The organism is Micromonospora sp. CA-240977, assembly GCF_050942285.1.
GTDB lineage: Bacteria > Actinomycetota > Actinomycetes > Mycobacteriales > Micromonosporaceae > Micromonospora.
The window spans coordinates 4,678,206-4,699,321 of the sequence record NZ_CP192055.1 but is presented as its reverse complement, the minus strand read 5'-3'; the positions used below and the strand labels follow the sequence as shown (position 1 = coordinate 4,699,321).

Here is a 21,116-nt window from a genome sequence, read left to right as displayed (position 1 = left end):
CGACGGGTCACCGCGTCACGGGCAGGGTTTCCGCGCGCAGACGTCGATGACCCGGCCGGTGAGCAGGAACGCCGCCTTCTGTTCCTGGGCCTCGGCCTGGGCGCGCGGGAACTCGTGCGGATCGTCGCCGTACTGCGGCCCGGCCGGCGCGAGGTTGGTCGGCGGTGGGGCGTGGGCCGCGCCGCTGTTCCAGATCACGATGGCCGAGCCCGGGTACGGGTAGCTGCGGATCGGCGCGATGCCCCAGTACGGCCGGACGTCAAGTGACCAGCCGTCGGCGAGCGCCGGAGTGTGCAGGCGGGCGCCGATGGTGCGCGCCTGGACCTCCGCCGCGGCGGGCGAGACCTGGTGGTCGCCGAAGGCCACGTGCATCAGCACCTGGTGCGCCGGGGTGCCCGGCAGCGGTCGGTCGGTCAGGTGCTGGGCGTACCCGTTGGCCTCGGAACGGTCCCACAGCATCTGCAGCAGCGCGAGGATCAGCTGCTGGTCGACCTTGTCCGGGTAGTAGCCGTCCATGATCGTCTGGAACGGGGCGAAGTCCACGCTGCGTTGCAGCAGCGTGGAGTAGTTCATCCCGGGCACGCCGAGCACCGATCGGGTCCAGTCCTGGGCGATGGCGGTGAGGGCTCCGCCGTTGATGCCGCCCTGGCTGTTGCCGTCGTAGTGCAGACCGCCGGTTATGTTGATCAACGGTCGCGCGGTGGCGTCGCGGAACGCCGGGTGGGCGGCGAACCCGCCCGCGTGGATCATCGCGCGCCCCAGGAAGAGGAAGTTCAGGAAGCTCTGCTGCAACCGGTCCGCCACCGCGGGGAAGGCACTGAGATCGCCGAAGGTGCCTGCCACGTAGGGGACGTCGGCGGCGGCCATGCCGATCCAGCTGGTCGCGCAGAAGGTGAAGTCGTGGTTGTTCGACATCGTCTTGACGTTGCCGGCGTTGATCTCGGTCGGGCGGCCGAGCAGGCCGTGGCCGTAGAGCGAGAGATTCGCCGGCCGCGCGGCGGAGGCGCTGCGCGGGATGTTGCAGACGAAGTCCGCGGCCACCGTCGCCCCGGACGGCGTGGGCAGGGCGTTCGGTGTCGGTGGCGCGCCCCCGCCACCGGCCGGCCCGTAGTGCAGCCGCGAGCCGGGCCCGCCGTCGCCGGTCAGATAGGACGGTACGGCGATGGTGCCGACCACCTGCCGCGCGATCAGCGGATCCTGCTCGGCGGGGTAGTCGGTCACCTGGGTCACGGAGAACGTCGGTGCGGCCCGGCCGAGCGCGGCGAACGCGCTGTCCCGGACCGCCAGCATCCGCCCGGTCAGACCGTGCCGGCTGGCGACGGTGAAGTCCCAGGCGAGGTAGAGGCTCTTCCGCTGGACGCCGGCCCCGGTCAGGTCGCCGACGAGGCGCCTCATCTGCGGAACGCGGCTGTCCCGCTGGCCGAGGCTGTCCCGCTGGCCGAGGCTGTCCCGCGGGCCGCGACCGGCAGCGTACGCGGTGAACGTCTTCGGCGCCGGGAGCAGAGAACCGTTGCCGTCGCGCATGCGGCGCAGCCCGACGACGTACCTGGTGCTCTCGGCCAGCGCCACCGCCGGTCGGATGATCAGTAGCTGCCGGTCGGGCTGACCGGCGGCATGCGCGTCCAGTTCGGCCCAGTACGGCGTGCGCTTGCCGGTCCGCGTGTTGAGCAGCACGATCGGCGCGTCCTGCGCCAGCGAGCGGCCGATGTCGGTGACCGGGGCGATCCCGGTCGCGGCGGCGTCGAGACCGGGCACGTGCACCAGGATCGGCGAGCCGGGACTGAAACCGTCCTGCCGGTTCCATTCCGTCGGGTCGATGGGCGTCCCCGACACGTTCGCGGGCATCGCCGAGGCCGCGAACCGGACCCGCTTGCCGGTGGGGCTGGTCCGGTCCGGCACTGTGAAGTAGTCGTTCGGGAACGGCAGCAGGCAGGCGGTCGGGTCGATGGGATCGCAGGGCCGGGCGGCGGCCGGTCCCCCCGCCGCCGGCGGGGCGGCCGCGGTGGGCGTGCCGAGCGCGACGGCGCCCACCGTCACCAGCACCGACATGGCGAGCGGGAGCCGTCTGGGGGTGGGCACTCGAATCTCCTCCGACGCTTGGTGGTGGATCGTCGCGGGGCACGGCGCTGGTGGATCGGTGGTGTTCTTCCTACGCTCGTGAATGGATCTCAGCAAGGGCGGTTACCGGACCCGGGGCTGGTCGGGGAGAGGTCGTTGATGGTGAAGGACGTCACGTCGATACGGGCAATCGCCTATTTTCCGTGTCAGCTCTCCGCGCGGAGCGCGTCCCGCGGCGCCGAGTCGACGCCCTGGAGTGCCACCGACGGGCTCACCGACCTGGCGTTGCAGCCCTACGGTCAACGACTGCTCGACGAGCTGTTGGGCAGCATGCCGCGGCCGACAATGGAGATCAGCGGTGGCCCGGAGGTCCTGCGGCTGCCCGGGGAGGAGGAGATCGAGGCGGCCCTGCTACCCCACACCGCCGCTGGCGCGTGGCGGGTGGTCTCGGCCCGGGTCAGTCTCTGGAACGTCGACTGTGGCCTGCTGTGCGTCACCTACCGGCTGCCGGACGGCATCATCGGCGGCACCGACGACGTGGTCGCCGAGGTCGCCCCGGCGGTTCAGCGGATGCTGCCCGCGGTGACCCGGCTGCTACGTGCCGTCCTGCCGCCGGTCGACGAGGGCGAGGTGTTCGTCCTGTGGGCCAACACCACCTTCGCCGTCCAGGTGGACCCGGAGTGCGATCCGGCGCGACGGCGTGCCATCGCCGAGGAGTTGACCCCGGACGGCGTGGACTGCGCACCCGACGGAGCCCGGGACGCCGTGTTGCGGGTCGGCTCGCACACCACAGCGGTGGTCACCGACTTCGGGTCCCGTCCGGCGTTGCTGCTGTCGCGGTTGACCGGGGTGCAGCACGTCTGCTGGGCCGCGGCGCTGCGGTACGACGCGGTGTTGTCGGCGGAGCTGTCCCAGATCGAGCCGGGGCGTGCCGGCCTGTCCCTGACCGCTCTGGAGGACCAGGCCGACCGGATCCTCAGCGGGTACCACCGGATCCGCCTGTTCCGACTCGGATACTCGTCGGTGGAGGCGCACCTCGACGCGGACGCCGGTGCCGTCTGGAACGCCCTGGAGCAGCAGTGGAAGTTCCCACTCGTGCTCACCACGCTGGACGAGCGGCTCGACTTCGTCCGAACGCTGCACCAGCAACTTGTCGGCCGGCTCCAGGACCGCCGTTCCCGTCTGCTCAACGAACTGGTCCTGGCCTTCACCTTCCTCAACATCTTCGCGATAGTGCTCGCCGCCCTGACCTTCGTGGCGCTGCCGAGCCTCGACATGGGGCTCGTGGCGTCGATCATCGGGATGGTGCTGCTGCTGCTGAACCTGGGCGCGTACCTCGTTTTTCGACGTCAGATAAACGATCCGGGCCGAAACGCACGCCCGACGTCCGCGTGACGCCCCGGTCCCGCGACGGCGTCACCGCGGAGCAGCGGCAGCAGCTGCGTACCCTGGCGTTCGATCTCCGGCAGGTAGGGCGTGTCGGAGAGCACGAAGTGCGTGACGCCGAGACTCTCGTACCTGCGCAGTGATCGCGCCACGTCCTCGGCCGAGCCGACCAACCAGGTGGTGCCGGCCCCGCCGCCGCCGTACCTGCCGGGCGCTGTGTAGAGGTTGTCGTCGAGCACGTCTCCCCGCGCGGCGAGGTCGAGCAGCCGCCGCTGGCCGACGGCGGTCTGCCAGTGCGGGTGGCGTTCGAGACCGCCGGCGCGCTGCGCGAGCTGGGCAACCTTCGCCTCGGCGTCGGCCCACGCCTGCTCGGTGGTGTCCCTGACCACCGTGGTGATCCGTAGCCCGAACTCCAGCGGGGCGTGCTCGCGCCCCAGCCTCTCGCTGAGCTGCTTCAGCCGCTCGATCCGCTCGGCCACGCCGTCGAGTGGCTCGCCCCAGAAGAGCTGGACGTCGGCCTCGGTGGCGGCCACCTCCTCGGCGGCGGCCGATGCGCCACCGAAGTACAGCGGTGGGTGCCGGCGCTCGCCACTGACGACCGGTCGGGGCGCCAGGGCGGAGTCGGTGACGCTGAAGTGCGCCCCGCGATAGGTGACGGTGTCGTCGGTCCACAACCTGCGCACGATCTGGATGAACTCCCGGGTCCGGGCGTACCGGGCGGCCTGGTCGCCGTCGGTGTCGCCGTACGCGGCCAGGTTGTCCTTGCCGGAGACGATGTTGACGAGCACCCGTCCCCGGGTGAGGTGGTCCAACGTCGCGGCGGCAGCGGCGAAGTTGGCCGGACGCCAGTAGCCGGGCCGGATCGCGATCAGCGGTTGGAAGGTCGTCGTGCGGGAGGCCAGTGCCGTGGCGACAGTGAAGGTGTCGGGGCGACTCCAGCCGGTACCGATGAGCGCGCCGGACCACCCGTGTCGCTCGACGGCCTGGGCGTGACCGGTCAGGGTGTCGAGACTGTTGTGCTGCTTGACGACGTCGTCGCCGCGGTGGCCAGGTTCGACCTGGTTGGGGATGTACCAGAGGAACGTCGGCCGGTCCGTCCGCTCGGCCGGGGACGTCGGCGGGGCCAGGGTGTCGCGCGGGGCCGCCGCGACCGGCGACCGCTCGCCGCTCACCGGACACCCTCGGCGAGGTGGGGCGTCGGCGCGCCACGACGCCGGTGCGCCGGGTCGGTCAGCGACGGCGGCTGATATCCGGCGTCGGCGGGGTTCAGCGTCGTGCCTGGCGGGACGATGGCGTCGATGCGGTCCAGCACGTCGCGGGACAGGGTCACCTTGGCCGCGCCGAGTTGCGACTCCAGATGGGTCATCGTGCGCGGGCCGATGATCGCCGACGTGACGCCCGGGTGCTCCAGGACGAACGCGAGGGCCAGGTGGATCAGCGACAACCCGGCCTCGTCGGCGAGGGCGGCCAGCTTGTCGACGGCGGCGAGCTTGGCGGCGTTCGCGGGCCGGGTCGGGTCGAACCGGGCGGGAAGCCGGTCGGCCCGGCGGGAGATCGGGGCGTCGAGCCCGCCGTGGTAGCGCCCGGAGAGCCACCCGCCGGCCAGCGGGCTCCACGGGATCACCGCCAGCCCGTAGCGCTGCGCCACCGGCAGCACCTCGCGTTCGATCTCGCGGGCCAGGATCGAGTACGGCGGCTGCTCGCTGACCACCCGCTCCCGGCCGCGCCGCTGCGCGAGCCACTGACCCTCCACGATGGCCGACGGGGCGAAGGTGGAGGTGCCGATGTAGCGGATCTTGCCCTGGCGTACCAGGTCGGTGAGCGCGCCCAGGGTCTCGTCGAAGTCGGTGTCCGGCTCCGGCCGGTGCGCCTGGTACAGGTCGATCCAGTCGGTGCCCAGCCGGCGCAGGCTGTGCTCCACCGCCCGGATGATCCAGCGGCGGGAGTTGCCCCGGTGCTGCGGGTCGTCGTCCACCTGGCCGTGGAACTTGGTGGCGAGGAAGACCTCGTCGCGACGCCCCCCGGCGAGGGCCTTGCCGACGATCTCCTCCGACTCGCCCTGCGAGTAGACGTCGGCGGTGTCGATGGCGGTGATGCCCGCGTCGAGCGCCCGGTGGATGATCCGGATGCCGTCCTCGTGGTCGGGGTTACCCCGTTTGCCGAAGTTCATCGCGCCCAGCGTCAGCGAGCTGATCCGTACGCCGGTGCGCCCGAAAGGTCGTTGGTCCACAGTCGTTCGTCCTCTCCAGGTGGTCAGCGGTCAGTGGTCAGTGGGAAGCGGCGGCGAGCCGCCGTGCGGACTGGTTGACCGGGCGGGGCAGCCTGTAGTGGTCGCGCAGGGTGGTCCCGGTGTACTCGGTGCGGAACAGACCCCGGCGCTGGAGGATCGGCACGACGTGGTCGACGAACGTCTCCAGCCCGGACGGCAGCACCGGCGGCATGATGTTGAAGCCGTCGGCGGCGCCGCTGCGGTACCACTCCTCGATGGCGTCGGCGACCTGCTCCGGCGTGCCGGCGAAGGTGCGGTGTCCGCGTCCGCCGCCGAGCCGGCCGATGAGCTGGCGTACGGTCAGGCGTTCCCGTCGGGCCAGGGTGACGATCAGCGTGTACCTGCTCTTGGCGCCCTCGATCTCGTCCTCGCTGGGCAGGTCGGCGGGCAGTTCCCGGTCCAGGTCGAGGTCCTCCGGGGCGACCCGCAGCGTGGTGGCGAGCTGGGCTCTCGCGTACTCGGGTCTGATCAGCCGATCCAGCTCCTCCTCCAACGCGCGGGCCTCGGCCTCGGTGGCGCCGAGCGCCGGCACGATGCCGGGCAGGATCTTGACCGTGTCCGGGTCGCGGCCGACCTGCGCGGCACGCCGCTTGAGGTCGCGGTAGAAGCCCTGCGCCTCGGTGAGCGTCTGCTGTGCGGTGAAGACGGCCTCGGCGTACCGGGCGGCCAACTGCTTGCCGTCCTCGGACGACCCGGCCTGCACCAGCAGCGGGTAGCCCTGCGGTGAGCGGGGCACGTTGAGCGGGCCGGCCACCCGGAAGTGCCGTCCGACGTGGCGGGGCGGGTAGAGCAGGGCGTCGTCACCCCACCGGCCGGCGTCCTTGTCGCCGAGGGGCGCGTCGTCGTCCCAGCTGTCCCAGAGCTTGAGCGAGACCTCCAGGAACTCGGCGGCCCGCTCGTACCGGTCCCGGTGCGCGGGCAGCTCGTCGAGGTTGAAGTTGCGGGCGGCCTCCACGCCGGCGGTGGTGACGATGTTCCACCCCGCCCGGCCGCCGCTGATGTGGTCCAGCGACGCGAACCGGCGGGCCAGGTTGAACGGCTCGTTGTACGTCGTCGAGGCGGTCGCGATGAGCCCGATGTGCTGGGTTGCGCCGGCCAGCGCGGTGAGCAGCACCGTCGGTTCGAGGGTGCCCGCCGGCCGCCGGCCGATGCTGTTCCAGAGCACCGGGCTGTCGGCGAGGAAGAGCGAGTCGAGCCTGCCCCGCTCGGCGATGCGCGCCAGGCGGGTGAAGTGCTCGACGTCGGTCTGCGCGAAGGGGTCGCTCTCCGGCAGCCGCCAGGCCGCCTCGTGGTGGCCGACGCCCATCAGGAACGCGTTGAGGTGCAGCATGGTCATCCCTCCGTCGGGTCGACGCCGAGTGCGCGGAGCAGGGTTTCGCGGTACGCGAGGAAGTGCGGCTGCCGGTACGAGCGCGGCGCCGGCAGGTCGATGGCGAGGTCGACGGCGATCCGACCCGCGTCGAGGAGCAGCACCCGGTCGGCCAGGGTGATCGCCTCGTCGACGTCGTGGGTGACGAGCAGGACCGTGGGCCGGTGTCGGGCGCACAGCTCCCGCAGCAGGCCGTGCATGCGGAGTCGGGTCAGCGCGTCCAGCGCGCCGAACGGCTCGTCGGCGAGCAGCAGGTCCGGCTCGGACACCAGCGCCCGGGCCAGCGCCACCCGTTGCTGCTCGCCACCGGACAGCTCGTTGGGCCAGGCCCGCTCCCGCCCCGCCAGGCCGACCTCGGCAAGTGCCGCCTGGCCGCGCTGGTGGGCGTCCGGCCCACGCAGGCCGAGGACGACGTTGTCCAGCACCCGCTGCCAGGGCAGCAGCCGGGCGTCCTGGAAGACGACCGAGGAGTTCTCCGGCACGTCGACCAGGCCCGAGCCGGTGGCGTCGCCGTCCAGGCCGGCGAGCGCCCGCAGCAGGGTGCTCTTGCCCGAGCCGCTGCGGCCCAGCAGCGCGACGAACTCGCCCGCGCCGATCTGCAGGTCGAACCCGTCCAGGACGGCCCGATCCCCGAAGCCGCGGATCAACCCCTCGACCCGGACGGTACGGGTGGCGGTCAGTCCGCCATGGTGCGTCGCCACGACCGGGCCCTCCTCTGCGCCAGCCGGACGGCACCGTCGGACAGCAGCCCGAGCAGCCCGTACAGCACGAGTCCGACGATGATCACGTCGGTCTGGCCGTACTGGCGGGCCAGTTCCATCATGTAGCCGATCCCGCTCGTCGAGTTGATCTGCTCGACGACCACCAGGGACAGCCACGCCCCGACGACCGCGAACCGCATGCCGAGCAGGAAGCCGGGCAGCGCTCCGGGCAGCACGATCCGGCGGAGGAAGGTGGTCCGCCGCAGTCGCAGCGACTCGCCCAGCTCGACGTACCGGCTGTCGATGGTGCGCAGCCCGTTGTGGGTGTGGATGTAGACGGGGACGAACACGCCGAGCGTGATGGTGATGACCTTCATCTGTTCGCCGATGCCGAACCAGAGGATGAGCAGCGGGATCAGCGCGAGCGCCGGAATGGCCCGCTTGATCTGGATCGGACCGTCGAGAATGGCCTCACCCCACCGGCTCAGGCCCGCGACCACGGCCAGCACGGTGCCCACGACGGTGCCGATGGCGAGGCCCAGGCCGGCGCGTTGGGCCGACACGACCAGGTTGTCCTGGAGCCGGCCGTCGGCGATGAGGTCACCCGCCGTCGTCACCACGGTCCAGGGCGCCGACAGGGTACGACTGTCGATCCAGCCGGCTGCCGAACCGGCCGCCCACCCCGCCAGGAGCAGGAGCGGACCGATCGCCGCCCCGAACGGGATGGGCCGACCCGGCTTCAGCCGACGCCGTGGGCGGCTGGCGGGGACGGTGGCGGCCGGCCGGGGCCGGGTCAGTGTCGAGGCGGTCACCTGGCACCTCCCACGGTCAGGGCCTGCGCGGCAACGGATTCGTACCGTCGGTCGTACAGGCTCTCGGCAGTGAGGGGCTTGTTGCCCGTCTCCCTGGCCAGCAGATCGATGGTCTCCTGGTGCCGGCCGATGGCGTCGGTCCAACTGGCCGGGATGTCGGCCACGCCGGCGTTCTCGACAAGCCACCTGCCGTCGTCGCGGGTCAGTCCCTGGTCCTTGACGTAGTACCGCTCGATCCACTCGTCGGGGTTGGCCTCGCGCCACCGCCAGGCCCGCGCCCACGCCTGCACGTACTCGCGGATCGCGGCGGCCTTGGCCGGGTCGCCGAGCACGGTGACCGGGGCGTACAGGTGACCGGGGTCGTCCCGCAGTCCGTGCGCGATGGCGGTCGCGCCGTCGCGGCCGTACCTGGTCTCGTAGCGTTTGATCTGCACGCCCCCGATCGGCGCCACCTCGACCTGGCGGCTGGCGAGCGCCGTCACGTAGACGTCGCCGGTGCTCGGCAGCTCGACCAGCCTGACGTCCCTCTTGCCGAGGCCGGCCTTGTGCAGGACCCGCAGCACCAACGCTCCCTGCGCCTGCCCCGGGCTGTACGCGATCTTCTTTCCGCGGAGGTCGGCGAGGGTGGCGACCCGGACACCGGGTGCGATGCCGAGCCGGTAGAGGGCGTGGTTGAGGGGGTCCTGGCGGTACTTCGAGGCGACGATCTTCGTGGGAATGCCCGTCCAGTGCGAGTGGATCGGCGGGATGTCCGCCACCGCCCCGACGTCCAGCGCCTTCGCGCGGAACGCCTCCAGGGTCTGCGGGCCGCCGCTGATGTTCGCCCACTCCACCTCGAACGTCAGCTTCTCCGCCTCCCCGGAGAACTCGATCGCCTTCTGGTGCTCCTTGTCTCCGATGACGAGCGTGGTGCCCTTCGGTACGGCCTGCGGCAGTGGCGCGCCGGCGGCCAGGGCCACGGCGGGTGTCTCGTCGCCGGCGCAGGCGGTCAGGCCCAGCGTGACCAGGCCGAGGGTGGCGGACAGGACGGCCCGGCGATCCAGGAGGGGTGGTGACGTCACTTGCGACTCCTTCGTAGCTTGTGGCACGACGGGACCGCGCCCCACGCAATCGAGGGGCGGCGCCGTCGCCGTGACTGCCGATCAGCGGCTCGGCGAGCACGATCGAGTTGCGCGCCAGCGGGCACCCGGTGGGTGACCCGACAAGAGCCAGGTGATCGGCTCGGCGCGCATCCGGTGGTTGGTTCGAGGAGGCGGCTGCCGGTCGTCGTCGAGCCGGCGGCGCCGCGGGTGGGAGAAGTGGGTGACGCTCGCTCAGCGGCAGCAGCCGCAGGCGGCGGTCCAGCCACGGCAGCATCCCCGCGACACCGCGATGGCGGTGCCCCGAAGCAGGGTGTGCTGGCTGGTCATGGGTACGACGCTAACCCACAATCCCTATGTGTCAACTAGGATTTCATGCGCTGGGACGCGCGAGGTGTGACAATGGATCGACATGCATGAATCAATGCGGACGGCTCACACCCCGACGCCGGGCCAGACCTGAGGGAGTCAGCGCCATGACCATGCCACGTCGAGGACGCGCACCCGCCCCGGTCCGCTCGGTCCTCGCCGCCCTGTCCCTCCTCGTGGTGGGGGTGCTCGGCAGCGCCGGTCCGGCCGACGCCGCCGAACCGCCGCACCGCGTCGACAACCCGTACGTCGGAGCCCGGGTCTACGTCAATCCCGAGTGGGCCGCGCGCGCCGCCGCCGAGCCCGGCGGTGCCGCGGTCGCCGGTCAACCGACCGCCGTCTGGCTGGACCGGATCGCCCGGATCGAGGGAAAGGACGGGGTGCTGGGCCTGCGCGAGCACCTGGACGCGGCCCTGGCGCAGCGCGCCGACCTTGTCCAGGTGACCCTCTACGACCTGCCGGCCCGCGACTGCGGCCGGCGAGCCCCGCAGGGTGAGCTGTCGATCGACGACCTCACCCGCTACCGGACCGAGTTCATCGACCCGATCGTCGAGATCCTCGCCGCTCCCCGCTATGCCGATCTGCGGATCGTCGCCTTCGTCGAGCCGAACTCGCTGCCCAACCTCGTGGTCAACACCGGCAACCGTTACACCGCCACCCCAGCGTGCGACGAGGTGCTGGCACGCGGCACCTACCTGGACGGCATCGGGTACGCGCTGTCCCGGCTCGGCACCGTGCCGAACGTCTACCCGTACCTGGACATCAGTCACCACGGCGAGGTCGGCTGGCCGGAGGACTCCGCCGCGCTCACCGCGCTGCTGCGCCAGGCCGCGACCACCGCCGGCAGCACGCTGGCGAACGTGCACGGCTTCGTCGCCAACACCGCCAACTACTCGGTGCTGCGCGAGGAGTACTTCCGCATCGACGACGTCATAGGTGGCCAGCCGGTGTACCAGTCGAGGTGGGTCGACTGGAACCCGTTCGTCGACGAAGTGCCGTACGTGCGACACCTGCTTACCCAGCTGACCGGGGTGGGCTTCGCCCCGACCGCGGGTGTCGTGGTCGACACCTCACGCAACGGGTGGGGTGGCCCGAACCGACCCACCGGGCCGGTGACCACGAGCGACGTGAACCGTTACGTCGACGGCAGCCGGATCGACCGCCGCGCCTTCGTCCAGAACTGGTGCAACCAGGCAGGTGCCGGGCTCGGTCACCGGCCCGCCGCCGAGCCGGAGCCGGGCATCGACGCGTACGTGTGGGTCAAGCCACCAGGTGAGTCCGACGGCGCCACCGGGAGCCCGAACACGGGCCGGCCGTACGAGCCGCTGTGCGACCCGCACTACGTCCCGCCGCGCAGTTCCCCGTACGACACCGGGGCGATGCCGGCCGCCCCGCCGATCGGCGAGTGGTTCCCGGCGCACTTCCGTCAGCTGCTGACAAACGCCTGGCCGCCGGTGTGACAGTCGATCCGGCTCGACGGCACCGGATCGGGGGCCGGTGTCGGAATCACTAACCTGGCCGGCGTGACGGCATTCGACTGGACCGCGCTGTCGGCGGCGAGGAACGCGAAACTGGACGCGGTTCCAGAGATGATCAACCACGCGTTGCGGTTTCTGGAGGATCTCCTCGAAGAGACCAACCACGTGTGCACCTTCACGCTCACCGACGGACCGCTGATGGGCGACGTGACCACCGCCGTGAACGCGCTGCTGCCGACGGACTGCCGGGTGTCCCGGCTGGCGCCGGTCGGGTCCTGGTCCGAGCTGGTCCACGCGGCGCTACCCGGGCTGTTCCTTCCCGGGCAGCCGGCGTACGTGTGGGCCGAGAAGATGCCTGCCCGGCAGTTGGCCGAGGCGGTCGCCGGTTGGGTCGTGGCACTGCTGCGGCGAATCTGGCCGGGCTCCGTCGAATCCTGGGAGCTCACCGTGGACACCAGCCACTGGTACGAAGCCGTCTATGTGGACCTCGTCGTTTGGGTGGACGACCGGGTGTGGCTGCTGCACCTCGGCGTCAGCGACTGACGGCAGGACCACGCCCCGCCGCTCATGGCGGCCGACCCCGTCATCCGGCGGCGCAGTTCCCCGGAGAGACCTCCGCGGCCGGTCGGCCCCGGCCGGTACGCGGGAAGCGGAATAGGCTTCAGCAATGAGTGGCGTGCGCGGTGCCCGAGATTCGATGAACCCCCTTCGCCAGCTCACGATCGACCAGCTCCGACAGCGGACGAGCCTCAAGTGGCGGGAGTACCCCGACGACGTGCTGCCGCTCTGGGTCGCGGAGATGGACGTGCCGCTGGCCGAGCCGGTCGCGTCGGCGATCACCGACGCGGTCGCGCGCGGCGACACCGGCTACACCGCCGGCACGGCGTACCCGGAGGCGCTGGCGGAGTTCGCCCGGCGGCGGTGGGGTTGGGACGGGCTGGCGGTGGAGCGCACCGCGCCGGTGCCCGACGTGATGCACGGCGTCGTCGAGGCGCTGCGGCTGGTCACCGACCCGGGGGACGCGGTGGTCGTCAACTGCCCGGTCTACCCGCCGTTCTACGAGTTCGTGGGGCACGCCGGTCGCCGGATCGTGGAGGCGCCGCTCGGTGCGGACCTGCGGATCGACCTCGGCACCTTGGAGGATGCGCCAGGCCCGGGCCGGTGGGCGGCGGGCGGCGTACCTGCTGTGCAGCCCGCACAACCCGACCGGCGTTCTGCACACGGCGGACGAGTTGGCGGCCGTCGCCAGCTTGGCCGAGCGGCACGGGGTGCGGGTGGTCGCCGACGAGATCCACGCTCCGGTGGTGGTCGGGGGAGGGCGCTTCGTGCCGTACCTTTCGGTGCCCGGCGCGGAGAACGGCCTGTCGCTCATGTCTGCCTCGAAGGGGTGGAACCTGGCCGGCCTGCGCGCCGCGCTGCTCATCGCCGGCCCGGCCGCGGCCGCGGACCTCGCCCGTGTGCCGTTCGAGGCCAGCGTCAGCACCAGCCATGTCGGCGTGATCGCGCACACCGCCGCCTTCCGCGACGGTGGTGAGTGGCTCGACGCCCTGGTGGCCGGCCTGGACGACAACCGTCGACTCCTCGCCGCGCTGCTCGGTGAGCACCTGCCCGCCATCCGTTACCAACCGGGTCAGGCGACCTATCTCGCCTGGCTCGACTGCCGCGCCCTGGGCCTCGGCGACGACCCCGCGGCGGTGTTCCTCGACCGTGGTCGGGTGGCGCTGAACCCGGGATCGGCGTTCGGCACCGGCGGCGGCGGGCACGTTCGGCTGAATCTGGCCACCGCGCCGGAGCTGATCGCCGAGGCGGTACGCCGGATGGCGACCGCCGTCGCCGCACAGGCCGGGTCGACGCCGACCCGGTTGCGGCAGTGACCGCCGCCCACGCCGCTCGGCGCAGGTGCGGTGGATGACGTCGGTTGTCATGCTGTGGCTATGAGGCTGCCACCGAAGGTGCTCGTCGCGCTCGGGATGTTCCTGGTCGGTGTGCTCGGCTGCGTTGTCGTGCTGACCGGGCTGGGCCTGGACGAGGCGGAGAAGTGGGCGTCGGTGGTCGGGGTGTTCGTCTCCGCCGGCATTGGCGTGGCGGGTCTGGTGCTCGGCTGGCTCGCCCTGCGACAGCCCGCCGCGACGGGTGGGGCGGCGCCCGTCTCGGCTACGCGGACGGGCCCGGCGGTTGCCAGTGGTCCGGGCAGTAGGGTGAACACCGGGGTGTCCGGAGTGGCGTCGGGAGGGTCGACAGTCGCCCGGTCGGGCGCCGCCGAGGCGGACGACGGCGGACACGCGAACACCGGCGTCGAGACCTCGTGAGGTCAGGTCGGCCGTGAGTGAGCACGCGGACATCCGGGTGCGCGGGACCGGGCCGGCCACGGCGGCGTACGGCGGGGTGGCCATTTCCGGAGTCGTCAACGGCTCGGTGAACCTCCAGCCGAGGCCGGTTGCCCGGTCGGCGTATCTGCGGCAGGTCCAGCGCATCGCACCACCGGCGCTCGTCGATCGTGAGCGTGAGCTGGCCGAGCTGGGTCAGTTCTGCACCACTGCCGACGCTGGCCCGTACCGCCTGCTGCGCGCTGGGCCCTGGGCCGGCAAGTCGGCCCTGACCTCGTGGTTCGTCCTGCACCCTCCGGCCGAAGTGGACATCGTGTCGTTCTTCGTCACGGCGCGGTTCGCCGGGCAGAGCGATCGGGTGGCCTTCACCGAGGTCGTCATCGAGCAGTTGGCCGAACTGCTCGACGAGCCGATGCCGAGCCAGCTGACCGACGCGACCCGTGACCAGTGCTTCCTCGACATGCTCGGGCGGGCCAGCGAGTCGCGGCGAGCCGCGGGGCGGCGACTGATCCTCCTTGTCGACGGTCTGGACGAGGACCGCGGGGTCGTCACCGGACCCGACGCGTACAGCATCGCGGCCCTGCTGCCCGCCGCACCACAGGCCGGTCTGCGGATCATCGTCGCCGGTCGGCCCAATCCACCGATCCCCGGGGATGTTCCGGACGGCCACCCGCTGCGGGATCAATCGATGGTACGGGCGCTGGCCCCGTCGCCGGCCGCCACCGTTGTCCGCGCGGACATGCTGCGTGAACTCACCCGGCTGCTCAGGGGCGCGCCCACCGAGCAGGACATGCTCGGTCTGCTCGTCGCCGCCGGCGGCGGTCTGAGCGCAGCCGACCTGTCCGAGTTGCTCGACGTGCCGGCCTGGGAGGTCGAGGAGCACCTGACGACGGTGGCCGGCCGCTCGTTCACACCCCGACCCAACCGGTGGCATCCCGAGGCGCCGCCTGTCTATGTGCTCGGCCACGAGGAGGTGCAAGTCACCGCTGTGGACCGGATCGGCCCGGCGCGGTTGACCGCCTACCGGCGACAACTGCACGAGTGGGCGGATCGGTACCGGGCGCGGGGCTGGCCGACAGAGACCCCCGAATATCTCCTGCGGGGATGGTTTCGGCTGCTGGAGGCGACCCAGGACGTTCCCCGGATGGTCCAGTGCGCCACCGACGAAGCTCGGCATGATCGAATGCTGGACCTCAGCGGCGGCGACACCGCCGCGCTGATGGAGATCGACCGGGGGCGAGACGCCTGCGTCGCCGATCCGGCACCGGATCTCCCCTCGCTGGCCCGCATCGCGGTGCACCGGAGTCGGCTTGTCGAACGCAACGCCAACCTGCCCCACCGCCTGCCCGCGGTGTGGGCCGCGCTGGGGCGGGAGGCCCGCGCGGAGGCGCTGACCCGGTCGATGCCGACTCCGGAGTTCGAGGTCGACGCGTGCCTGAACGTCGCCTACGTGCTGATGGACAAGGGGAACCGTGCGGGCGCCGTCGCATTCGTCGACAGCGCGGAGACAGCCGCGCGACGGGTCGTCGACGAGGAGATCATGCCGACAGTGATCGCCGACGTGATCGCGATGAGCGTCCACGTCGGCGACAGCCAGCGGGCGATCCTGCTCGCCGAGGCGGCGCGACCGGCGGAGCACCGCGTCCGGCAGATGACGACAGTCGCCAGGATGGTTGCCGAGTACGGCGATCAGGAAACTGGCCTGGCGGTGGCGGGCCGGGCCGTCGAGGCCGCCTGGCGGCTCACCGAGGTGAGCGAGCGCTGCCAGGCCCTCGCTCACCTCGCCGGAGCCCTCACCGTCTGCGGCGCGGTGGCGGAGGCCCGCGCGCTCGCGAGGTCGATCAGCCAGCTCGTGATGACGATCACCGATCCCACCGAGCTGGCGGCGGCGTGGTCCGCTGCCTGCGCCGCGCACGTACGCGCCGGGGATCCGGCCGAGGCGGCCCGGCTGCTCGGGCTGGCAGTGGGGGCGGTCTCATCCGTCGAATCCACGGATCTGCGGTACCTGATCCACGTCGCCATCCTGTTGCGGGACGTGGACCGAGCCGAGGCGTTGGCGCGCACCGGGTCACACCTGAACGAGTACGCCGAGGAACTTGTCGACGCCGCTACCGAGTCGGACGACGCGCAGTGGGCGCTGGCCCTCGCGGGCCGGTTGGCGCGACTGGCGCCGGAGCTTGCCGACCCGAACGAGCGGGCAGCGGCGTTCGGCAACGCAATTTCGATCATGGCGCGCCACGGCGCCACCGCCCGGGCCAGTGCCCTGGCCCTGGAGGTGGGTACGGCCCTGCTGACCGAGCCGCCGGTCGACGGACGCGGCGCACGTCGGCTGTCGCACGGAGTGACCACCTTCGCCGGTGCGGCCGCGGGGGCGGGTCACCTCGACCTGGCGACCCGCCTGGCTCACCTGTCACCCGACGAGGAAACGCGGGACACCACCCTGGCGAGTGTGGCCTCGGCAGCGGCCCGCGCCGGACAACTGGACGCGGCCGAGTCGATCGCCCGGTCCATCGCCACCGCGGCCGAACGCAGGTCGGCCCTGCTCGCCCTGATCCTCGTCGTCGAGTCCCAGGACCCCGACCGGGCGGCCCTGCTCGTCGCCGATGTCGACGACCCCGCCAGCCAGGCCGCCGCCTACACCACGCTCGCCAGGCGGGCAGCGGCCGACGGGCAGGACGACCGCGGCTACGCGCTGGCGATCCGGGCCGAGACGACAGCGAGGTCGGTCCTCGACCTGGACCGCCACCTGTCGGCGTTGGGCGCACTGGTCAAGACCGTTCGGCACGACGGGCTCCGCGCTGCCGTCCGACGGGTTGTACCGGCCGTCCTCGCCTCTCCGGGCGAGGCACGCGGGCCACGCGTCGACGCGGTGCTGGACATGCTCAGTCGCCTCGGTGAGCCGGAGGAGGTCGCTCGGCTCGCCGCGGCGACCCGCGAGGAGATCAGCGGCACCCTCGCGCGCCGCCGCGCCTTCTCCCCGGCGCGGCACGCCACGTACACCGCCTGCGTCGCGCTGGCGGAGTGCGGCGACGTCGAGCGGGCCGAACAGCTGTTGGGATCGATCGACAACCGCTACCTGAGGTCGCAGGCAGCCGCCGTGGTGGCCAGGGCACTGGCTGAGGCCGGAAGCCTCCGCTGGGCGGCCGAGGTCGCCGCCTCGATCACCAATCCCCACTACCAGGCGGAGGCGCGTCTCGCCGTCGCGGACGCGCTCGCCATCGCCGGAGCGATGGAACGCGCCCGGACCGTCGTCGCGGAGTCGCCCACGCCGTACTACACGGCGTGGCTGTCCACGAAGCTCGTCGACAGTGCGACAAGGGCCGACGACCGGAGCGCGGCACGCGACTGGGCTCGGCTCGCCGAGCGGGCGGCGGCCGAGATCCCGCAACCGTACTGGCGGACCCGCGTCGCCGCGAGCCTGGCGACAGCTGTCCTGGCGGCGGGGGAGTCCGAGTGGGGCGCCGCCCTTACCGACCAGGCCCAGCGCCTGCTGGATCAGATACCCGACGCCAACCAGGCGCTCCGCGCGACAGCCGCCACCCTCCACGCCGTCGCCGCGCTGGGCGACGAGGCACGTTTCGCGGCCCTGGCTCGCCGCGCCGACGACCTGCTGCTCGCCATCAACGAGCCGTACGCCCGCTCCTGTGGGGCCGCCGCGCTGGCCCGGGCCTTCCTCGCCCTGGGTGACCTGGACGGAACCGAGAGAATCCTGGCTCCCCTCCAGGAGGTCGAAGGCCGCCAGGATCTGGTGACGGCGCTGGTGCGCGCCACCGCCGTACGCGACGGTGTGGACGCCGCCGAACTGAAGGCCGGCCTCGCGGGAGATCCCCTGCTCCGGGCAGGTGCGCTTGCGAGGGCCGCCACGACCTGCGGCCCCGAGCTGGCCGGACCACTCGTCGCCCGCGCGCTGGGTGGCGGTGACTGGACGGCGGCGGTCGACGCCCTCGCGTCGATCTCCCCCGGCGCGATCGACGCCCTGGCCGAGGAGTACCTGCGGGTGCTGCCCGGGGCCTGGGCGAGTGATTCCTAACCCTGGCTCGGGTGGTGGCCGGCGGCCACCTCCGTGGGCGGCGGGCCGGTAGGCCGCGGCGAGGACGAGCGGGTCGCCAGCGAGAGCGGGGCGGGGCGGCGACAATCGACAGCGTGCCACCTGCCTTCGTGCTGCACCACCACCGCAAGCCACGACCGCACTTCGACCTGCGGCTTGAGGAAGCCGGTGTGCTGCGGTCCTGGGCGGTGCCCCGCGGCCTGCCGGACAGCCCCCGCGACAATCGGCTCGCGATCGCCGTGGCGGACCACCACCTCGATCACCTCACCTACGAGGACGCTGACAAGTCGATCGCCGACATCGGCACCTGGGAGGAGCACGACCGCGACGAACGCCGCCTGCTGTTCACGCTGCACGGCCGCGCGGGCCGACGACGGTACGCGCTCATCCGCACGGGCGAGGGGTGGTTGCTGCACCTGACGAAGGAGCAACCCTCGGACGGGTGAGGGGACCGGATGTTTCGGTCTCGCGTGACGGGTAATCAGGCGCACCGGCGCGGCCGCGGGTGGAACAGTGTCACGGAGTGAGGGAGTGCGTGCCATGTCTGATTCGCAGCCCACCATCGTTCTCGTACACGGGGCGTTCGCCGAGTCGGCGAGCTGGAACGGCGTGATCGAGCGGCTGGGCGCCGCGTACAACGTGGTGGCCGCCGCCAACCCGCTGCGGGAGGTCGCCGGCGACGCCGCGTACCTGCGGGACGTGGTACGCGGGATCGGCGGCCCGGTCATCCTCGTCGGACACTCCTACGCCGGCATGGTGATCACGCAGGCCGCCGCCGACGAGCCACTGGTGCGGGCCCTCGTGTACGTCAACGCCTTCTGCCCGGACACCGGGGAGTCGGGGCTGTCGCTGTCCGGGAAGTTCCCCGGCAGCACGCTCGCCGACACACTGGTGCAGTACCCGCTGTCGACCGGCGGCAATGAGGTGGCGATCGGCCAGGACACCTTCCACAAGCAGTTCGTCGCGGACGTGTCGGCCGACACCGCCGCGCTCATGGCCCGGACTCAGCGGCCGATCACCGAGAAGGCCCTGGGTGACGGGCTCACCGGCGACCCGGCCTGGCGGTCGCTGCCCAGCTGGTTCGTGTTCGGGGACGCCGACAACAACATCCCGGTCGCCGCGCACCGGTTCATGGCCGAGCGGGCCCAACCGCGGGGCCAGCGTGAGGTCGCCGGCGGTTCCCACGCCATGGTGGTGGCCCGGCCGAGCGAGGTCACCGAAACGATCATCGAGGCGGTCCGGGGCGTGGGCGGCTGACGTCCGCTCTCGGTGGGGCACGTCGTAGACCGCTGATGCTGTCGCGGTCGGCCGGGGTGCCGCACGTCTGCCGGTCTGCGGTCCCGCGACACGACGCGGGGCCGCTGTCGTCCGTCCACAATGGCTTCGCGCCGGCCGGTCTCGACGATGTCGCCGCGCGTGCCCGACAGTCGCGTCCCTCCCCGTTTGATGATCAGTTTTCGAGCGGTCGGAATTGGCGCGTCGTATTGGCGATGGCAGATCCGAGTCGGATCCATGACGCAGGCGTGATCGAGCCCTTACTGGCCAACGACCCTGCGTGCTAGCCTGCCTCAACTCTCGCAGGTGAAGCCCCAATTCGGCACCGATTGTCTCGGGTGATTGTTGGAGGGCACATGGACAGACTGCAGGCTCTTGCGGTTATACGTGAGGTTGCGGTCGAGGTGCTGGTGGTCGAGCCGGAGGCGGTGACCGAGGACGCCGACTTCCGCAAGGATCTCGACGCGGAGAGCCTCGACCTGGTGGAGCTGTTGATGGCACTGGAGGATCGGCTCGGGATCCGGTTGCCGCAGGACGGGCTGCGCGGAATCAACACCGTTGGGCAGGCGCTCGACATGGTTCTCGACGGTGGGGCCGGCGATGTCACCGAAGACGCCGTCATTGCCGAGGGCGCCGGGGTGGTGGGGGAGGCCGAGCGGAAGACACCCGCCTGATGGAGGGCGACAGTCCCGTCCGGCACCGGGTTGCCGTGACCGGGGTGAGCGCCAGGACACCAGCGGGCGACACCTCCGAGGCACTGTGGTCGGTGCTGCGGTCCGGACGTTCCGTCATCGGCCCGATCCGCAGCTTCGACGCCTCCGGGCTCGCGACCCGCATCGCGGGTGAGATTCAGGGCTTCGATCCGACCGCCTACCTCAGCCCGAAAATGGTCCGGCAGACCGATCGCGTCAGTCAACTCGCCTTCGCGGCGGCGCTTGACGCGTTCGCCGACGCGGACCCCAGACAGTTCGACCCGGACCGGTGCGCTGTCGTGGTCGGCACCGGCATGGGCGGCTCGGACAGCTTCTACCGGCAGGTCCGCGCGTTCATCGAGAACGGTCCGGACCGGATCAGTCCGTGGGCGATCCCGATGATCATGCCGAACGCGGCGGCGTCACTCATCGCCCGGCAGCTACGTTGGCGCGGGCCGAACTTCTGCATCTCGACCGCCTGCACCGCCGGCGCCAACGCGATCGGCGAAGGCGTCCGACTCATCCGTGACGGCAGCGCCGACGTCGTCCTGGCCGGCGGCTCGGAGGCGGCGGTCAACCCCATCGTGGTCGCCGGGTTCGCCCGGATGCACGCGCTGAGCACCCGCAATGCCGAGCCCGAGACCGCCTCGCGTCCGTTCGACGGCGCCCGGGACGGGTTCGTGCTCGCCGAGGGCTCGGCCTTCGTGCTCCTGGAGCGCCTCGACCGGGCGCTGGCCCGGGGCGCCCGCATCCACGGCGAGGTCATCGGCTACGGGTTCAACAGCGACGCGTACCACTCCACGATGCCGCACCCGGAAGGGCGCGGCGCCGTGCACTGCATGCGCCTGGCGCTGCGCGACGCCGGCGTCGACCCGGCCGACGTCGGCCACATCAACGCGCACGGCACCTCGACGACGCTCAACGACGCCGCCGAGGCGCAGGCCATCCACACCGTCTTCGGTGGCGCCGCACCACCGACCACCTCGACGAAGGGCACGCTGGGACACCTGATCGGGGCCGCCGGCGCGGTCGAGGTCGTCGCATCGTTGCTCGCCCTGCGCCACGGCGAGATTCCGCCGACGGCCAACCTGCGCACCCGCGGGTCCGACATTCCCATCGACGTCGTCGCCGACGCCCCGCGTACCGGCCGTCCCGGCCCGATCCTGACGAACTCGTTCGGGTTCGGCGGGCACAACGCCGCGCTGGTCCTCGCCTCCGTCGACGACGCCGGCGCCACCGTCAACTCCAACTGA

General features: G+C 71.9%; 16 protein-coding genes and 1 pseudogene. 10 read left to right on the top strand and 7 right to left on the bottom strand.

Going from position 1 to position 21,116, the window contains the following annotated elements:
• Nucleotides 1–15: 15 nt before the first annotated feature.
• A complete protein-coding gene (locus tag ACQPWW_RS21370; RefSeq protein ID WP_433124998.1) occupies nt 16–2,079 on the bottom strand; it encodes a hypothetical protein in 2,064 nt (687 codons plus the stop codon).
• 138 nt (nt 2,080–2,217) lie between these two features.
• On the opposite strand from ACQPWW_RS21370, the gene ACQPWW_RS21365 reads away from it, so the two are divergent.
• Nucleotides 2,218–3,453 carry a hypothetical protein gene (locus ACQPWW_RS21365; protein ID WP_433124997.1) on the top strand — a complete coding sequence of 412 codons (1,236 nt, stop codon included), beginning with the start codon at nt 2,218–2,220 and terminating at the stop codon, nt 3,451–3,453.
• Here the strand turns inward: ACQPWW_RS21365 and ACQPWW_RS21360 are convergent.
• Genes ACQPWW_RS21360 through ACQPWW_RS21335 form a run of 6 tightly spaced genes read right to left on the bottom strand, consistent with a single transcriptional unit; the run spans nt 3,408 to nt 9,656 of the window.
• Nucleotides 3,408–4,616, bottom strand: a complete 1,209-nt coding sequence (locus ACQPWW_RS21360) for an LLM class flavin-dependent oxidoreductase (RefSeq protein WP_433124995.1) — start codon at nt 4,614–4,616, stop codon at nt 3,408–3,410. The two genes, ACQPWW_RS21365 and ACQPWW_RS21360, sit on opposite strands and share 46 nt — an antisense overlap.
• Nucleotides 4,613–5,674 (bottom strand): aldo/keto reductase, encoded by a 1,062-nt coding sequence (locus ACQPWW_RS21355; protein WP_433124993.1) that lies wholly within the window; start codon nt 5,672–5,674, stop codon nt 4,613–4,615. Before ACQPWW_RS21355 ends, ACQPWW_RS21360 begins: the two co-directional genes overlap by 4 nt.
• 37 nt (nt 5,675–5,711) lie before the next feature.
• Nucleotides 5,712–7,049, bottom strand: a complete 1,338-nt coding sequence (locus ACQPWW_RS21350; RefSeq protein WP_433124991.1) for an LLM class flavin-dependent oxidoreductase — start codon at nt 7,047–7,049, stop codon at nt 5,712–5,714.
• Nucleotides 7,046–7,783 carry an ABC transporter ATP-binding protein gene (locus ACQPWW_RS21345; RefSeq protein WP_433124990.1) on the bottom strand — a complete coding sequence of 246 codons (738 nt, stop codon included), beginning with the start codon at nt 7,781–7,783 and terminating at the stop codon, nt 7,046–7,048. Before ACQPWW_RS21345 ends, ACQPWW_RS21350 begins: the two co-directional genes overlap by 4 nt.
• Nucleotides 7,759–8,595 carry an ABC transporter permease gene (locus ACQPWW_RS21340; RefSeq protein ID WP_433124989.1) on the bottom strand — a complete coding sequence of 279 codons (837 nt, stop codon included), beginning with the start codon at nt 8,593–8,595 and terminating at the stop codon, nt 7,759–7,761. The genes ACQPWW_RS21345 and ACQPWW_RS21340 overlap by 25 nt, the downstream gene beginning before the upstream one ends.
• Entirely contained in the window at nt 8,592–9,656 is a 1,065-nt protein-coding gene (locus tag ACQPWW_RS21335) for an ABC transporter substrate-binding protein (RefSeq protein ID WP_433124987.1), read from the bottom strand. The genes ACQPWW_RS21340 and ACQPWW_RS21335 overlap by 4 nt, the downstream gene beginning before the upstream one ends.
• A gap of 494 nt (nt 9,657–10,150) precedes the next feature.
• Here ACQPWW_RS21335 and ACQPWW_RS21330 point away from each other — a divergent pair, with 494 nt between their 5' ends.
• From ACQPWW_RS21330 to ACQPWW_RS21290, 9 genes and pseudogenes are all read left to right on the top strand, one after another.
• Entirely contained in the window at nt 10,151–11,503 is a 1,353-nt protein-coding gene (locus tag ACQPWW_RS21330) for a glycoside hydrolase family 6 protein (RefSeq protein ID WP_433124986.1), read from the top strand.
• Nucleotides 11,504–11,566: 63 nt separating this feature from the next.
• A complete protein-coding gene (locus ACQPWW_RS21325) occupies nt 11,567–12,064 on the top strand; it encodes a hypothetical protein (protein WP_433124985.1) in 498 nt (165 codons plus the stop codon).
• A 124-nt stretch (nt 12,065–12,188) separates the two neighbouring features.
• A pseudogene (locus ACQPWW_RS21320) lies at nt 12,189–13,395 on the top strand (MalY/PatB family protein).
• Between the two features lie 60 nt (nt 13,396–13,455).
• The gene (locus ACQPWW_RS21315; protein WP_433124984.1) at nt 13,456–13,830 is read left to right on the top strand and encodes a hypothetical protein; all 375 of its coding nucleotides are present in this window, start codon (nt 13,456–13,458) and stop codon (nt 13,828–13,830) included.
• A 13-nt stretch (nt 13,831–13,843) separates the two neighbouring features.
• Nucleotides 13,844–17,878 carry a hypothetical protein gene (locus ACQPWW_RS21310; protein ID WP_433124983.1) on the top strand — a complete coding sequence of 1,345 codons (4,035 nt, stop codon included), beginning with the start codon at nt 13,844–13,846 and terminating at the stop codon, nt 17,876–17,878.
• 113 nt (nt 17,879–17,991) lie between these two features.
• Nucleotides 17,992–18,342, top strand: a complete 351-nt coding sequence (locus ACQPWW_RS21305; RefSeq protein WP_433124982.1) for a DNA polymerase ligase N-terminal domain-containing protein — start codon at nt 17,992–17,994, stop codon at nt 18,340–18,342.
• A gap of 94 nt (nt 18,343–18,436) precedes the next feature.
• Nucleotides 18,437–19,153: an alpha/beta fold hydrolase gene (locus ACQPWW_RS21300; protein WP_433124981.1), complete on the top strand. Its 717-nt coding sequence runs from the start codon at nt 18,437–18,439 to the stop codon at nt 19,151–19,153.
• A 374-nt stretch (nt 19,154–19,527) separates the two neighbouring features.
• Entirely contained in the window at nt 19,528–19,845 is a 318-nt protein-coding gene (locus tag ACQPWW_RS21295; protein ID WP_433124979.1) for an acyl carrier protein, read from the top strand.
• Entirely contained in the window at nt 19,845–21,116 is a 1,272-nt protein-coding gene (locus ACQPWW_RS21290; protein ID WP_433124978.1) for a beta-ketoacyl-[acyl-carrier-protein] synthase family protein, read from the top strand. Before ACQPWW_RS21295 ends, ACQPWW_RS21290 begins: the two co-directional genes overlap by 1 nt.

Coding starts and splice junctions, on each gene's coding strand:
- ACQPWW_RS21350 (WP_433124991.1), bottom strand. CDS start 7,049: ATGACCATGCTGCACCTCAACGCGTTCCTGATGGGCGTCGGCCACCAC.
- ACQPWW_RS21365 (WP_433124997.1), top strand. CDS start 2,218: ATGGTGAAGGACGTCACGTCGATACGGGCAATCGCCTATTTTCCGTGT.
- ACQPWW_RS21315 (WP_433124984.1), top strand. CDS start 13,456: ATGAGGCTGCCACCGAAGGTGCTCGTCGCGCTCGGGATGTTCCTGGTC.
- ACQPWW_RS21300 (WP_433124981.1), top strand. CDS start 18,437: ATGTCTGATTCGCAGCCCACCATCGTTCTCGTACACGGGGCGTTCGCC.
- ACQPWW_RS21295 (WP_433124979.1), top strand. CDS start 19,528: ATGGACAGACTGCAGGCTCTTGCGGTTATACGTGAGGTTGCGGTCGAG.
- ACQPWW_RS21290 (WP_433124978.1), top strand. CDS start 19,845: ATGGAGGGCGACAGTCCCGTCCGGCACCGGGTTGCCGTGACCGGGGTG.
- ACQPWW_RS21330 (WP_433124986.1), top strand. CDS start 10,151: ATGACCATGCCACGTCGAGGACGCGCACCCGCCCCGGTCCGCTCGGTC.